We start from the raw sequence: 16,342 nt of genomic DNA, 5'->3' as shown, positions 1-16,342 counted from the left end.
CAAAGTCCGTATACATCTAATTGTATGCGGACTTTTGTTATTTATACAATCCAAGCATACAAAGGATAAACAGTAATAAGAAAAGGAGAGCCTATAATAGGCTCTCCTTTTAGGTTTACAAAAGATAATATGATGTATACAATATGTCTTTTTTACAAAATCACATTCAGATTGTTACGGTTTTCGTAAATATAATTGTCCTGAACACTTTTTGCGTAGTTGATAATATCAGATACCGTTAATTTGGTATTAGGATCGTTCAATATATATTGTACATAAAATCCACGAGTATAACCGCGAGGTAATTCTGTGTATCCTTCCGGTGGCGAGTCTTTAAGTCCTAATTTTTTTATGTCTGTTTTGTCCTTATTGATATACAATTTATATCCTAGCTCTATATCTGTTAATGGTCTGCACCAACGTACATTGAGATAGTGATATGATTCATACTCTTTGCTAGTTATATAATCATGTATGCCTACATACCCAAGAGTATTATTTGTGTTTTGTACAGATAAATATACAGTATATAATAGATGATAGATATCACCTCTTAGACCATCATCATAGCAGCCGCCATTAGGCCCCAAGCCATTACACCATCTACCATTTCCATTTAGACGGGCTCCTCCGGGCATCATATTGAAACCATATATATTTGTTGATTTTTCGAACCAATAAACTTTATATGGGCTATTATTCCCTTGATAGATATTAAAGGCTAACGGATTCTCTCCATTCATGCTACTTAATGCGAAGCGTACATCTCTTTCGTTAAGATTTGTATGAGTAGCATCATGCGATGTGTTGAATGGCGACATAGCAAATAATTGCCTGTAATCGGCAGGAAAAGGTAATCTCCAACCTTCAATCTTATTGCCATTCTCGTCAGCCATAAAGCAGTACTTATTCATATATTCTATACTCGGATAGCTGTAATATCTTCCATAGTATTTTTCAAAATTGGTTATATTCGATAATTGATAATATTGGGGATCGATGCGCACACGTTCAAGATATCTATTTAAGATATTTTGAGTGATAGGTATGTCATTTTCGAAGCCATTACCTTTTTTTATTGTATGAGTAAAATTCCTATCGATCCAGTAATATTCTCCAATACGCACAGCATTATATTCCCCTAAGTTTATAAGCCCTTGATAATTTATGAATTGCAAGGTCTGCTCTTCCGGTATTTCTTTCAATTTAGAATCTATATACGAGAATGTAGCTTCGATACAAGAGTACTTTAGAATAATTTCTATTCGTTTTTGGCTGGCATCATAGTTATCGGGAGAACTTATTTCTTCTATCACATATTTCCCTATAGCTAGATTTGTGATATTCATTGTTCCGGATGTAAGCGTATATGTGCCTACAACTTGATTATTAACATTTAGAATCTGATATTGTCCACCACTTATGAGTGATTTGTTGTTGATATTTTTAGCAGATATTGTGAGGCAAGTACCTGTTCCATTTTGGTTCTCATTGCATGCTTTAGATATCAGGGCAATGAAGAGTAGTATACTGGTGTATACAAATAATTTGTTTTTCATTATTCATGTTTTAGCAAGTTTGCTAATTCTATTGAAACTTAAAATATAAATAGAGCATTTATTATCCACATGATGTATACAAACATATTCTTATTGTATACTTAAAACGTCTTTGTGACACAATTGTTTTTTCTGTAATGTTAAAAGAATAGGAGCTAAAGACTTTTTAAGAATTTCAAATTCTCTTTTTATATATAGAAAAATGAATGCACTTATAAAAAATGTATCTTTGCCCGTAGATTTAAATAAAATAATTTAGATATGCCAAGAATATCTATAATAACACCAACATACAATTCTGAAAATACATTACAAGGAACAATTGAAGCCTTGTTAAGACAAACCTTCTCTGACTTTGAATATATTATCATCGATGCGGTATCGAAAGACCAAACTCTGGATAAAATAGAGAGTTATATCCCTGCCTTCGAAAAGAAAGGAGTTACGGTACGCATAGTAAGTGAACCCGACAAAGGTGTTTATGATGCGATGAATAAAGGAATATCTCTTGCGAGCGGAAAGTTGATAGGGATAACCAACTCTGATGATTGGTATGAGGATAATACCCTCGAAGTTATGTGGAACAAGTTTTCTGACGGAGTGGTAGATCAGAGCAATTCTATGATATACGGTATAGAGCGCGTGTGGAAAGACGATAAGATTTTTAATGTACAACGCCGTGGAGCTTCGTTTATATCGGAGAGTGTACTGCCTCACTCTACATTTTTTGTATCTAAAGAAGTTTACAATAAATACGGAGCATTTGATCTTTCTATAAAGGTCTTGGCTGATTATGACTTTATTTGTAGATGTGTAAGTAAAGGTGTAAAGCTCGAAGAAGTGGATGTCGTGATTTCTAACTTCAGATTAGGTGGCATATCGTCTTCTTATTTCGATTTTTATTCCGATTATTATATGATACAGCATAAATATGGCTTTATATCAGATAAAAAATACAAGGAATATAAATGCATCCTTAGTTTGAAGAAAATCATAAACAGGTTTATGAAAAAATGGTAGATACGTACCAGCCAATACTTAATAAAAAGAGAAAAGGGATTCCCTCTTCTCTTTTTTAGTTTATAATATGCCGTATTAATTACTTTAACTGTGGATCCATCCAACTTAATCTGTTTTTTATCCATGTTTTAAGATAATTGACTTCACCTTGATAACTTCCAGTTACGATAGGGTTAGGCCAGACCTGCATATTAAGTATTGGCCATTTCTGAAAATTATAATATTGAGATACATTTATTTTTTCAGCCATGTTATCAATAAACGTATTTATATTTGCGTCACTTAATTCATTTCCGCGTAATTCGTTCCATCTGTCTTTTACCATATTTTCAAATTCGGGATGAGAGAAAAATTGTTGATACCAAGGAGCTCTTGTACGTGCGTGCCACTCTGATATCATATCACAGTTGTCATAATTTACATTCCCAAAAGCAATATCATAATCCCATACCGGTCCGAAATATAGCTTATCGTCGCCTCTGTTTTTATAGACGAATGTACTTAGGCGTAGGTTGCCATCAACGTTTTTCGATAATTCGTTTAGTAATAAATAATCAATGAATGATTGCATATCCAAATACTTCGGTAATTCTTCTACAGGGTTTACATCATCTTTTCCGTATATGATGTTTTCTATATTTTGGATATAGCTTGATATATATTCTTTTTGATCAGCGGGTATGTCTTCCGGCGTGTTTACACAGAATGTCATTTTTGCTTCTAGTGTTTCAAACCATACAGGTTCTCCTTTTCGCTCATCTATTTCGAGCAGATATCCTCCTGTAATATCTGTATCTGTTGCTTTCAATTCGGGGATATTAACCCTGTTTTTGTCTACGCGTATATGTTCTCCAAGCATGTAATTTCCAATATATTCTCCATTAAGCACAACATCCACATACTGCATGCGCGGAGTCCAGGCAAATCCCATACGACGGCTGATTTCGAACGCCAGTTCGTTTCGCATCAATGTCTTATCCGAGTAATTGGCAAGCAGCACCCAATGTTTGTTTTTAGGCATGCCCAATACTTGTGCCGATTCTTTTAGTTTCAGTTTGTAAGGTTTCTTTTCCATTCCCCACGTACTGTTCCCACGACCTTTTATTTCGGTGTCAGCTTCCATTAGCTTCTCTTTTATAACCCCTTTATTATCCCTTGATTCTATCTTTATGGTTGCGTCCATATAGTCATCCTTCGATATAATTGGTGTGCCGTTTTTAGTATTGATAGTCAGTAGCGGGAAATAGTACCCTTCGAGAGGTGCCGGCGGAGCAGCTTCTTGTTGTATACTTACTTTTTGTATTTTTGTTTTGGTTTTTATAAGTAACTGTGTTGTAAGCCTAACCTCTTGTGCATTTTCTTTGGCTTCTACAGTGATCGTTACATCTCCCTTTCCCGACATGGGGCTCACAGTGCACCATAAGGGAATGTTCTTGTCAATTTCCCACTTGGTGTTTGATTTTATCGTAATGCTTTGTTTTTCACTTGAAACTTTAAAAAATAATTGACTTTTTGATAGACTGAGTGTCTCTTCTATTTCATTGTCTTTATCAGAGCAACTTGTTATAGAAAAGAGGATGCTTAAAATAAAAAATAGAAATGCGAATTGTTTTTTCATCGTATTCGGTTAAATTTATTTATTGGACATATCGAAGAATACAAAGAAAACAAAAGCAATCAGAATTTTATTGGCTTTTGCATGTTTTTATATAAATAAAATTGTTAATTTTTTCATTCTTTTCTTTATTTATAAGCAAGCAAAACGATGGCTTCTATTCTTGCTTATGTGGATAAAAATCTGTATATTTGTTAGATTTTTCAAACGCAAAACCTCAGGCGATTATTCGCCTATTTAATAGCAAAATATAAATATGACTGAGAACCAAAAAATTGCAAGCGAATCTTATTCCGCACAAAATATTCAAGTGCTGGAAGGCCTTGAAGCTGTAAGGAAGAGACCCGCGATGTATATCGGTGATATAAGCGAAAAAGGATTACACCATCTTGTGTATGAAGTTGTAGACAACTCTATTGACGAGGCATTGGCCGGATATTGTGATGATATCAAAGTCACTATACACGAGGATAATTCGATAACAGTACAAGATAATGGTCGTGGTATCCCGGTGGATATAATGGCTAAAGAGAAAAAATCGGCTCTCGAGGTCGTTCTTACAGTCTTGCATGCCGGAGGTAAATTCGACAAAGGAACTTACAAAGTTTCGGGAGGTCTTCACGGTGTGGGGGTGTCTTGTGTCAACGCATTGTCTACATACCTAAAAGCCGAAGTACACAAACAAGGGAATGTATATGTACAAGAATATTCTTGTGGAAAACCCTTGACTGGTGTAGAAAAAATAGGAACTACAGATCATACAGGTACAATTATAACTTTCAAGCCCGATGATTCTATATTTGTAGTAACAGAGTACAAATATGATACATTGGCGTCACGTCTTCGCGAACTGGCTTTTCTTAATGCCGGAGTTCGTTTATCGTTGGTCGATCATCGTCAGGTAAAACAAGATGGAACATTCAAGACAGATACTTTCTTCTCTGAAAAAGGGTTGGAAGAATTTGTACGATATATAGATGCGTCTAAAGAAGCATTAATAGAAGATGTAATACACATTGTTACCGAAAAACAAGGAGTACCGGTAGAAGTGGCTATGACATATAATACATCTTATAATGAGAACGTATATTCGTATGTAAATAATATTCATACAATAGAAGGTGGTACACATCTTACCGGATTTCGCCGTGGGTTGTCTCGTACGCTGAAGAAGTATGCTGATGACTCGAAGATGCTTGAGAAAGTGAAGGTGGAAATTAATGGTGATGACTTCCGTGAAGGACTTACTGCTGTTGTTTCTATCAAAGTTGCTGAGCCTCAGTTTGAAGGACAGACAAAGACTAAGCTTGGTAACAATGAGGTTATTGGAGCTGTTGATCAAGCTGTGGGAGAGGCTTTGGGTATTTATCTTGAAGAGCATCCGAAAGAAGCGAAAATCATTGTAGAAAAAGTTATCCTTGCTGCAACGGCACGTGCTGCGGCTCGTAAAGCCCGTGAGTTGGTACAACGTAAATCTCCGCTTACAGGTGGTGGTTTACCGGGAAAACTGGCTGACTGTTCGAGTAAAGATGCTTCGATATGTGAGATTTTCCTTGTCGAAGGAGACTCTGCGGGTGGTACAGCAAAACAAGGTCGTGACCGTGGGTTCCAAGCAATTCTTCCTCTTAGGGGTAAGATTCTGAATGTGGAGAAAGCGATGCCTCACAAAGTTCTCGAAAGTGATGAGATAAAAAATATATATACAGCACTAGGAGTAACGATAGGAACGGACGAAGACTCTAAAGAGTTGAACCTCCAAAAGCTTCGTTATCAAAAAGTGGTGATCATGACCGATGCCGATGTGGACGGAAGCCACATTGCAACGCTGATTCTTACTTTCTTCTTCCGCCATATGAAAGCACTGTTGGAGAAAGGGTATATCTATATTGCAACGCCTCCGCTTTATCTTTGCCGCAAGGGTAAAAATGAAGAGTATTGCTGGGACGATCGCCAACGCCGTGCATTTATCGAGAAATATGCGGATGGTGACGAAAATGCTATTCACACACAGCGATATAAAGGTCTTGGAGAAATGAATGCCGAGCAGCTTTGGGATACTACCATGAATCCTGAGCACCGTACATTGCGTCAGGTGACGATCGAAAACGCTGCTGAAGCCGATCATGTTTTCTCCATGCTGATGGGTGAAGATGTAGCTCCACGCCGTGAGTTTATCGAAGAAAATGCAACTTATGCTAAGATTGATGCATAAGTAGGATATTACAAAATAGAATAAGCCGTAATCTGATTCAGATTGCGGCTTCTTTGTGTATAATTACTTCGTCCTTTCGGATCTTCGTTCTTTCGGATTTGCAATCCGAAAATATTTATTGTAGGATTTAAAATCCTTTGATACAAAAGCTTTCGGATTGCAAATCCGAAAAGACGATAGGACTAAATATCGTTTCCCTTGCAGAGTTTAAGAGCTCTGTTATTAGTAAATAAGACAATCTCATTTAGTGTATTGTCATAAGTAGACACCTTATTTTTTTATTGATTTATATCGAAAAATGAAGCGAAAATTATTTTTGTAACTATCTTTGAATTATAATCTTATCTGATATACTGAATGCTTGTATATAAAAAAATAAGGATTTATTATTTTTCGGGAACAGGGAATGCGAAAAGGATTTCCTATTGGATTCGAGAATTTGCTGCCGAAAAGAATATAATATGCAATTTAGAGAATATAGATACAGCAAGACACAACAGTATTGACATAGATCCTGACACTTTGGTAATTATTATTTCACCAATACATGGATTCAACTATCCCCCAATAACCCTCGACTTTATTCGCCGATTTCCAAAAGGCTCTAACGATATTGTACTCATGAATACAAGAGCCGGACTAAAGATTCGAAAAACAGTAACACCGGGTTTGACTGGAATCGCATTTTTTGTATCAACAATAATGCTAAAAATGAAAGGGTATAAGATTAAAGGACAAATACCTTTCGATATGCCCTCTAATTGGATGTCGATTCATCCGGCATTAAATAAGAACGCTGTAGCATTTTTGCATGAAGCTAATTTTTATAAAGTGAAGAAATATTGTGACAGGATATTTGAAGGAAATTCTGTTTTTGTAGCATACAGGGATATTGTTCAAGATATACTGATATCCCCTATATCTTTAGGATATTATATTGCAGGGCGTTTTGCCTTTGCAAAATCATTCTATGCTTCAACTGCTTGTGATGGATGCCAGCTGTGTGTGAAACAATGTCCTGTAAAAGCAATCAAAATATTAAACAAGCGTCCTTTTTGGCTCTTGAAGTGTGAGAGTTGTATGCGATGTATGTCTCTTTGTCCTAAAAGAGCAATAGAAAGTGCTCACGGACTCTTTGTTATTATAAGTATATTCTATTCTACACTTGCAACTTATCTGTTAAACAAATTATCTTCCGATTTTTTACATTATCCTTTTGTCGAAAAAGTCTTTTCTTTTATCGTCTTTTTTATTCTTCTGATTGTTTTCTATCGGATTCAACATCTTTTTCTTTTGAATAAATACACCGGACGGCTAATCTCATTTTTCTCTCTTACTCATTATAAATTCTGGGGAAGATACAGATCTATTGCTGATGCTATATGGAGGCAAAAGAAAAATTGAAAAGATATCCGTCTAAAACATATTTATCACTTTCCTAAATAATTATCTATTATAAACAACTTATTATAATAGATATGGCAAAGTACACAGAAAAACTAGTAGAGAAGATTGTTACACTGATAGAAGCAGATACTTATTCTATCTCGGAGATATGCAGCATATTAAAAATCAGCAGAAAGTCTTTTTATGAATGGAAAGATACAAAGCCCGAATTCAGAGAAGCAATAGAAAAAGCGATAGACCGTCGTGATGATAAACTACTTATACTGGCTCGCAAGTCACTAAAAAGGAAACTGGAAGGTTATACCCTTACAGAGACAAAAACAATATATGTTCCCGATAAAAATAATCCGGATGAGCTGGTCTTAAAATCGCAGATCGTAAAACAAAAAGAATACGCTCCTGATACCCATGTGATAAAACTTACACTTTCTCGTCATGATAGTAAAGCCAATAAAGAAGATGAGAACACTCCGTCTGCTTTAACAATTGTTGTTCGTGATCCGAAAACAGCGGAGAATCTAAATCTACTGCGTGAGAATTTAAGGAAAGGAAACACCTCAAAAAAAGACAAGGATTTACATCCGCAAAAAGACGGTATATCCTCCAAGCCACAAGATATAGCAGATTGTTCTACAGTAGAGAGTGATGAAGCAAGTAATGAAAACTCGGAAGTTGAGCTTAAACCGAAATTTGTAAAGATTGAGAGGAGTGGTGAAGTCTTACCTCCCGGATATCTTTACAGAGGGTGACAATATATAAACAGTATGATATGTGTTACTTTTGTCACTTTTTGGAGTTAGACGCCTTGCTTGTTTTAGTGTAGTGAGGGTACTAATCGAAAAAACTCTTAAATGAAACCTCTACCTCACAACAAATCTCTATATTTGTAGATTGTATTCTGTAAAATAAACTAGTATAAGATGGCAATTAAAAACATATACATTACATGCATGTCTTTGATTTTTATAGCATGCTCTTGTGGTAAAACAACTCAAAATGCGAATACGATGGCTGATTCGTATCAGAAAGTATCGCCGGACTTCAACGCCGATAGTGCATACGCTTATGTAGACAGACAAGTTGCATTCGGATACCGTGTGCCGAACACTAAAGAACACGTTGCTTGCGGCGATTATCTGGTAGCTGAAATGAAGCGTTTCGGAGCACAAGTTCAGGAACAGAAGATGGTTGTAACGGCATACGATGGCACAAAGCTTAATGCCCGCAATATAATAGCCTCTTATGGCTTAGATAAGAAAAACAGGGTGCTACTTTTTGCCCATTGGGACACACGTCCGTACTCAGATCAGGATCCTGATCCGGCTAATCTTAAGAAACCGTTGCTGGGTGCTAATGACGGCGCCAGTGGAGTCGGTGTATTGATGGAGGTAGCAAGAGTACTTCAGTCGAAAGCTCCTGAGGTGGGAGTAGACATCATCTTTTTTGATGCAGAAGATTATGGCATTCCTGCTTTTGCGGAGAAATCTTTGATTAAAGGAGAAACATGGTGTTTGGGCTCTCAGTACTGGGCAAATAATCCGCATGTACCAAACTATAAAGCTAAATTCGGGATATTATTGGATATGGTTGGGGCAGAAGGTGCAACCTTTTATAGAGAAGCAATATCCAAAGAATATGCAGAAGATATACTTGAAAAAGTATGGAGAACAGCCGGACTGCTTAGTTATGGCAAGTTCTTTATTGGTAAAGATGTGGGTGGAGTAACAGACGATCATGTTCCTGTAAATCAGATTCGCAAGATACCTAGTATCGATATTATCGATTACCGTCAGGATATGGATCATGGGTTCTTCCACTCATGGCATACACAAAAAGATGATATGCGTAATATCAGTAAAGAAACATTGAAGGCCGTAGGACAAACAGTGCTGGAGGTTGTATATAAGGAAAAATAAACAGAGGGAATAAATGGCTACAATAAACGAAGTTCAAGACGAGATTATAGAAGAATTTTCGATGTTTGACGATTGGATGGATCGTTACGCATTATTGATAGAATTGGGAAATTCACTGGATAAATTAGACGATAAGAATAAGACAGAAGACAATCTTATTGTTGGTTGCCAAAGCCGTGTATGGCTACAGGCAGATTACATCGACGGTAAAATAGTGCTTAAAGCGGAGAGCGATGCCGTAATCGTAAAAGGCATTATTGCTCTACTGATAAAGGTGTTGTCGAACCGTACGCCGGATGAAATTATAAATACCGATCTTTACTTTATAGAGAAGATTGGTCTGAAAGAAAACCTTTCGCCGACACGCTCCAACGGGCTTGTGTCTATGATAAAGCAAATCCGCTTTTATGCGATGGCATATAAGGCGAAGGAAATCGGAGAGGTAGGAGCTTAAAGCTTGGGAATAATCAAAAAGCCCTGTAAACGATCATACGTCCGTTTGTTTCTATCGTAAACTCATCGCTTGTAGACTCGTTCAGGGTGGCTTGCCACCAGTTGGTAAATATCCGCTTTTCGATAGCATACAAAAGATTGTGCGATGTTACAATACTCTGATCTATGCAGAACAAAGAGACTTGCTGCCCTTTATAGCTTTCGAAAAGAGAGGTGGAGCCTATTCCGTTAAATACACCATAGTTGGTAATCATTTCTACGTCAGCATCATTCATATACTCGCATAGCAGGCTTATATTGGCAATGGTATGATCTTCCCGTTTGCCTGTTGCACCGAGTATCGTCAACTCTTTTCTTCCTTGTTTCAAGCAGAATCGTACGGCTTTTGTAAGGTCGTTGGTCTCTTGTTCGGGTATTCTATGTATAATATCAGCAAACCGTATTTGGTTCTCTTCCGAGAGTGAATCGCAATCACCAACTATTGCATCGGGTAATCTGCTTGTGTTTGCCAGATTATTGGTTGCCCCGTCGCAACATACAAGGTACTTGCAGTTGTTGAGTATCGATAAAGCTAAAGGATTGGAAGGGAAATTGCCATTTGCCAGTATGACAGTATCTGTCCAGCGGTTTATATCGGGGAGGTTGTATTTTTTCATTCTGAAATTATCATATAATAAGAGGAGGTAAAATTAGTAAATAGTTTAGTATTAAGTTTTATTGATGTGAAGAAAGTAAAATAAAAGCTGATATGTTTTATAGGGAAGATTAATCATAGTAAAGAACGAGGTTAATTTTTTATACTAAATTATTTAAACATCGAGAATAAAATCACGACCTTTGCAACTTGTAATTTTTTTGACGAAAAACTCAATAAAAATGATAGAAATAAATAAAGTACCGTCACCTTGCTTTGTGATGGAAGAAGAATTGCTTAGAAACAATCTCAGTCTTATCAAATCGGTGAAAGATAGGGCAGGAGTGAATATTATATTAGCTTTCAAGGCGTTTGCAATGTGGAAATCGTTTCCTATTATAAGAGAATACATTCCATGTTCTACAGCAAGTTCTGTGTATGAAGCGCAATTGGCGTATGAAGAAATGGGAAGCTTGGCGCATACTTTTTCTCCGGCATATACACCTGAAAATTTTCCTCTTTTCATGCGTTATAGCAGTCATATTACGTTCAACTCTTTATCGCAGTTCGATCGGTTTTATCCTGAAACGTTGAAGTATTCTCATAAAGTATCTTGCGGTTTACGTATCAATCCTGAATATTCTACAGTAGAGACTGATTTATATAATCCGGCTACTCCGGGTTCGCGTCTCGGTATCTCTTTGGATCAGTTGGGTGACAAGTTACCCGAAGGTGTAGAAGGACTGCATTTCCATACATTGTGCGAATCGTCGTCATACGACTTAGAGAAAACCCTGGAAGTGATTGAGCAGAAGTTTGGGCATTTATTGTCGCAGGTGAAGTGGTTTAATATGGGAGGCGGACACCTTATGACTCGAAAAGATTATGACGTGGAACATCTCATCGGCTTACTCAAATCTTTTAAATCGAAGTATCCCAATCTTGAGATTATTATGGAGCCGGGAAGTGCTTTTGCTTGGCAAACAGGAGTTCTGGTTTCTACAGTGGTAGATATTGTAGAGAACAGGGGTATTAAGACAGCAATACTCGATGTGTCTTTTGCATGCCATATGCCCGATTGTTTGGAAATGCCTTACAAACCGCATATCAGAGGTGCATATCACGAACCGGTAGAAGGACTGCCAACTTATCGTATGGGAGGAAGTAGTTGCCTGAGTGGTGATTTTGTTGGTGAATGGTCTTTTGATGAACCTCTTCTTATAGGTGATAAGATTATATTCGAAGATATGATTCATTATACAATCGTGAAGACTACTATGTTTAATGGTATATCTCATCCGGCTATTGCTCTTTGGAATAAGTCTGGTCAGTTGGAGATTTACAGGGAATTTAGTTACGAGGATTATAAAACTCGTATGAGCTAGAATGTTAAATATTAGATCATAAACAATATAGGTTTAAGGATGGCGTTTCATAGATAGAACTAACTTATTTAAGGAAATTGCCTATGAAAAAAAACTATACTCATAAGCTGTGCAAAAGTGTTGATAATGAAGGGGAGGTTGTCGCACCTGCCAAAAGTACGCTGGACTTTCTGAAACAGTTTGCACGAACATATTATGCTGAGAAATCTTTGCCAAGATCACTAAATGAGTTTTGTGTGAATTGATAAATCTCTCAGAAAAAAATAAAGGGTATAGACATTTGATGTTTGTACCTTTTTTCTTTTTGTCACTTGTGCTCTTTTTCGTATTTTTGCTTTGAAGGATGATAACATCAAATTTATAACTTATAATTCAATAGTATGCACCATAAAATAGCTCCGTCATTATTGTCAGCTGATTTTCTTAATTTGCAAGCCGATATAGAAATGGTAAACAATAGTGAAGCCGATTGGTTTCATTGTGATGTAATGGACGGAACATTTGTTCCAAATATCTCGTTCGGTTTCCCGATAATTAAGCAGATCAGTAAAGTGGCAAAGAAACCATTGGATGTACATCTGATGATTGTAAACCCCGATCAGTATATTCCTGTTGTAAAGGATGCGGGTGCTTATATGATGAATGTGCATTACGAGGCTTGTGTACACTTGCATCGAACTGTTGCAGCAATACACGATGCGGGGATGAAAGCTGCCGTTACTTTAAATCCTCATACTCCTGTTAGTTTACTCGAAGATATACTTCAGGATTTGGATATGGTATTGCTTATGTCTGTAAATCCGGGCTTTGGTGGTCAGAAATTTATAGAGCGCACACTCGATAAAGTGTCTTGTCTTAAAGATCTGATTGTAAGACGAGGGTTACATACTCTTATCGAAGTAGATGGAGGTGTAAATTTGGAAACGGGAAAACGCTTGGTTGATGCCGGAGCAGATGTTTTGGTTGCCGGGAATGCTGTGTTTGCTGATGCCAACCCGACAGAAATGATTCACAAACTGAAAAGTCTGTAATAGACTTCATGTAGTATTAACAGGTGCTGTGGAATGAGAAATCCATTGTCGAAAATACCATTCCTTTTCTTCTTGCTCTCGCTGATTGTAGGTATCCTGTTTCAGTACTATTTTAAGAACGAATATATAAGCATAGTCTTTTTCCTGTCAGGAACTATGGCTATGCTTTTGTCATACTTTGTGCCAAAAGATCGGCGATTTTCTTTACGTTGGCTCTTTGGTTTGGGCGTAGTTTTAGCAACTGTCGGAATAGGAGCTTTCTCTACAGCGCATCGTCAGTACTTATCTGAATATACTTTTTCGGGGACAAAAAACCTTTATAGAGGTATTGTAACAGACTCTCCTCAAGAGAAAGTCAAGACTGTTGCATATCGGGTGCTTTTACCCGATGAAGATAGGCAGGTTGTCTGTTATTTTCAAAGAAATTCGTTAATTTCTGATCGATTGAACCCGGGGGATGAGTTCCTTTTTTATGGCGAGATTCAGCCCTTCCGAAATATGGGTAATCCGAATGATTTTGATTATGTCAGGTATATGTACAATCAGAACTTTGTAGGTTCTGTTTATGTCTCATCAGATGCTTATAAAAGGACAGGAGAAGTCTCATCTAACTTTAAGTATCAAGCTTTACGTTGCAGGCAAGCTATTCTCGATTTCTATAAGGCTTTGGATCTGAAAGAGACAGAGTATGCTGTTCTGTTCGCGTTGACTCTTGGCTATCAGAATGAATTGAGTGATGATCTGAAACAAGGATTCAGGACGACGGGAACCGTACATGTTTTATCCGTGAGCGGATTGCATGTTGGTATTATTTATGTAATGATGACCTTCCTACTGGGCTTTGTTCATCGAAATTCAAAGTACTATTGGATAAAGCCAGTCCTTATAATTCTTTTATTATGGGGGTATGCTTTTATTACGGGTTTGCCTCCTTCGGTAGTTAGGGCAAGCGCAATGTTAAGTGTGTTTTGTGTATCGGAAATAGTTAGGCGAAAAAGCTTTTCTATTCACGCCTTGTTCATCGCTGCATTCTTTATGCTTTTAGTCAACCCTTTCTCTTTGTTTGATATTGGGCTGCAATTAAGTTTCATGTCCGTACTCTCTATTTTATATCTTCACCCAAAGATGTCGGGTCTGATTAAGATAAAGAATAAGTATATAAGATATATCTGGCAGATGTTTGCTCTTTCAGTTGTTGCGCAGTTGGCTACGTTTCCTATTTGCCTTTACTATTTCGGAACGTTCCCTACATATTTCTTTATTGCCAATCTGATTATAGTCCCTGTCGTTTCTTTGATTATGTATGCTGCGGGAGGAATTGTCTTTGCAAAGGTGTTGAGTTTTGTATTCTCTGATTTTAGTTATTACTTATACTATCTTCCGGTGAAACTTTTACAGGTATTAATTAGTTTTATGACCTACGCAATTCATTTATTTGAACAATTACCCTTTGCTCTTTTGCAAAATGTAAAAGTTTCCTTTGTCGACTTGTTGTTGATCTTTACGATGATAATCGGGATATTGGCTTTCCTTATATATAAGAAATCGAAGGCTTTAATTATAGGCTTAACCGCCATATTGATATTGCTTACGAGTCATATTCACAGCAAGGCCGTTGATAATACAGAAGTGATAACTGTTTATAATAGAAGTCAGGCTTCAGAGATAAAATGGAGTAAGTCTGGGGTTCAAACAGATATCCTACCGGGTGATACCACGAGTGGCTATATATACATTGGTTATAAAGTAAACAATATGCTGATTTTGTCTTCTGATAACTGGAAAGAGCAGGCTACAGAAGAAAGATTTAAGGTTAACAATTTGGTGCTTACTCACAGTAACAGTTTCTCTTTATATTCTTTAACTCAGCTCTTTTGGATAGAAAATGTAGTTTTAGATACTTCATTATCAAGATATACTAGGCACCGACTAGCTAAAGAATGTCAAAAACTAAATATTCCTTATCATGATGTAACTCAAAGTGGTGCATTTAGTTTGATTTTTTAGTACTTTTGTTGTTTGTATTTTAATTAGAATAAGGAGTTCTTGTAAATGATATCGAAAATAATAGCTAGTCAGAAGATAACAGCGGTAGAAGAGCTACTCGATCAATATGACAAAATTGTAATAGTTACCCATGTTTCTCCTGATGGAGATGCTATTGGATCTTCTCTTGGTTTGTACCATTATTTGAATGACTTGGGTAATGATGTAAATATTATAGTTCCTAATTCATTTCCTGATTTTTTGAAATGGATACCCGGAGCGAAGGATATTTTTGATTATGAAAAATATCCCGAATATGCTCAAAAGCTTATAGCAGAGGCTGAGCTTATCTTTTGTCTCGACTTTAATGTGCCAAAGCGGTCACACCATTTGGCTCCATTTATTGAGGCTGCTAAGGGAAAGAAAGTCTTGATAGATCATCACCCTGATCCAACAGAGTTCTGTGATGTAATGATTTCATACCCTGAAATATCATCTACTAGCGAACTCGTGTTTCGTTTGATCTGCCGTATGGGCGATTTTGAAGTGATGAGTTACAATACTGCTACTGCTATTTATACCGGTATGATGACCGATACAGGAGCATTTACTTACAACTCCAATAATATTGAAATATATTATATCATAGGAGAATTACTGAAAAAAGGAATAAATAAAGATCAGATATATTCGAATGTATATCATAACTATACCGAAGATCGTTATCGCATGTTAGGATATACATTAAGTGAGAAAATGAAGGTTTATCCTGAATATAACTCAGCTCTCATTTGGCTGACGAATGAGGAACAAAGTCGATACAATGTAAAAAAAGGAGATACTGAGGGGTTTGCAAATTTGCCGTTGAATATAAAAGGAATTATTTTTTCAGTTTTTATTCGTGAAGACAATGATTTTATAAAAATTTCGTTTCGTTCACAAGGAGACTTTCCTAGCAATCAATTTGCTTCTAAATGTTTTAACGGTGGTGGTCACCTGAATGCAGCGGGAGGAGAGTTTTACGGAACAATGGATGAGGCTATTGCAATATTTGAAAAGGCCTTGCCCGAATTTGGTGACTTATTGAAAAAGAATAATATACTTACTAAATAACATAAATATAA

At 36.6% G+C, this 16,342-nt stretch carries 14 protein-coding genes; 11 read left to right on the top strand and 3 right to left on the bottom strand.

Annotated elements, in window-relative coordinates; all coding sequences use genetic code 11:
• Positions 1-152 precede the first annotated feature (152 nt).
• Positions 153-1,559: a prealbumin-like fold domain-containing protein gene (locus tag PKC55_RS17165; RefSeq protein ID WP_324373601.1), complete on the bottom strand. Its 1,407-nt coding sequence runs from the start codon at positions 1,557-1,559 to the stop codon at positions 153-155.
• Between the two features lie 261 nt (positions 1,560-1,820).
• Here PKC55_RS17165 and PKC55_RS17160 point away from each other — a divergent pair, with 261 nt between their 5' ends.
• Positions 1,821-2,579: a glycosyltransferase family 2 protein gene (locus PKC55_RS17160; RefSeq protein WP_291129153.1), complete on the top strand. Its 759-nt coding sequence runs from the start codon at positions 1,821-1,823 to the stop codon at positions 2,577-2,579.
• Between the two features lie 79 nt (positions 2,580-2,658).
• Here PKC55_RS17160 and PKC55_RS17155 read toward each other — a convergent pair whose 3' ends face one another.
• Positions 2,659-4,197 carry a CotH kinase family protein gene (locus PKC55_RS17155; RefSeq protein ID WP_291129155.1) on the bottom strand — a complete coding sequence of 513 codons (1,539 nt, stop codon included), beginning with the start codon at positions 4,195-4,197 and terminating at the stop codon, positions 2,659-2,661.
• Positions 4,198-4,450: 253 nt separating this feature from the next.
• Between PKC55_RS17155 and gyrB the strand changes: the two genes are divergently transcribed.
• The 5 genes from gyrB to PKC55_RS17130 all read left to right on the top strand — a co-directional run bounded on the left by gyrB (position 4,451) and on the right by PKC55_RS17130 (position 10,183).
• Complete coding sequence (gene gyrB / locus PKC55_RS17150; protein ID WP_283687749.1) at positions 4,451-6,406, top strand: DNA topoisomerase (ATP-hydrolyzing) subunit B; 1,956 nt, start codon at positions 4,451-4,453, stop codon at positions 6,404-6,406.
• Between the two features lie 357 nt (positions 6,407-6,763).
• On the top strand, positions 6,764-7,810 hold the full coding sequence (locus PKC55_RS17145; RefSeq protein WP_291129157.1) for an EFR1 family ferrodoxin: 1,047 nt from the start codon (positions 6,764-6,766) through the stop codon (positions 7,808-7,810).
• A 74-nt stretch (positions 7,811-7,884) separates the two neighbouring features.
• Positions 7,885-8,562, top strand: a complete 678-nt coding sequence (locus PKC55_RS17140) for a bacteriophage terminase small subunit (RefSeq protein WP_291129159.1) — start codon at positions 7,885-7,887, stop codon at positions 8,560-8,562.
• 171 nt (positions 8,563-8,733) lie between these two features.
• Entirely contained in the window at positions 8,734-9,729 is a 996-nt protein-coding gene (locus PKC55_RS17135) for a M28 family peptidase (protein WP_291129162.1), read from the top strand.
• Between the two features lie 13 nt (positions 9,730-9,742).
• Entirely contained in the window at positions 9,743-10,183 is a 441-nt protein-coding gene (locus PKC55_RS17130) for a SufE family protein (protein WP_006844157.1), read from the top strand.
• A 13-nt stretch (positions 10,184-10,196) separates the two neighbouring features.
• On the opposite strand, the gene PKC55_RS17125 is transcribed toward PKC55_RS17130, so the two are convergent.
• Positions 10,197-10,838 carry a thiamine diphosphokinase gene (locus PKC55_RS17125; protein WP_324373600.1) on the bottom strand — a complete coding sequence of 214 codons (642 nt, stop codon included), beginning with the start codon at positions 10,836-10,838 and terminating at the stop codon, positions 10,197-10,199.
• Positions 10,839-11,058: 220 nt separating this feature from the next.
• On the opposite strand from PKC55_RS17125, the gene nspC reads away from it, so the two are divergent.
• The 5 genes from nspC to PKC55_RS17100 all read left to right on the top strand — a co-directional run bounded on the left by nspC (position 11,059) and on the right by PKC55_RS17100 (position 16,331).
• Entirely contained in the window at positions 11,059-12,201 is a 1,143-nt protein-coding gene (nspC, locus tag PKC55_RS17120) for a carboxynorspermidine decarboxylase (protein ID WP_291129015.1), read from the top strand.
• Between the two features lie 83 nt (positions 12,202-12,284).
• Positions 12,285-12,446, top strand: a complete 162-nt coding sequence (locus PKC55_RS17115; RefSeq protein WP_006844154.1) for a hypothetical protein — start codon at positions 12,285-12,287, stop codon at positions 12,444-12,446.
• A 135-nt stretch (positions 12,447-12,581) separates the two neighbouring features.
• On the top strand, positions 12,582-13,232 hold the full coding sequence (rpe, locus tag PKC55_RS17110) for a ribulose-phosphate 3-epimerase (protein ID WP_291129018.1): 651 nt from the start codon (positions 12,582-12,584) through the stop codon (positions 13,230-13,232).
• A gap of 33 nt (positions 13,233-13,265) precedes the next feature.
• A complete protein-coding gene (locus PKC55_RS17105) occupies positions 13,266-15,239 on the top strand; it encodes a ComEC/Rec2 family competence protein (protein WP_291129020.1) in 1,974 nt (657 codons plus the stop codon).
• Positions 15,240-15,284: 45 nt separating this feature from the next.
• Positions 15,285-16,331, top strand: coding sequence for a DHH family phosphoesterase (locus PKC55_RS17100; protein ID WP_252639098.1), 1,047 nt, complete (start codon positions 15,285-15,287; stop codon positions 16,329-16,331).
• The last annotated feature ends 11 nt before the right edge of the window (positions 16,332-16,342 follow it).

This window comes from Dysgonomonas sp., from assembly GCF_035323175.1.
Lineage (GTDB): Bacteria > Bacteroidota > Bacteroidia > Bacteroidales > Dysgonomonadaceae > Dysgonomonas.
This window is presented reverse-complemented; position numbering and strand designations above follow the sequence as displayed.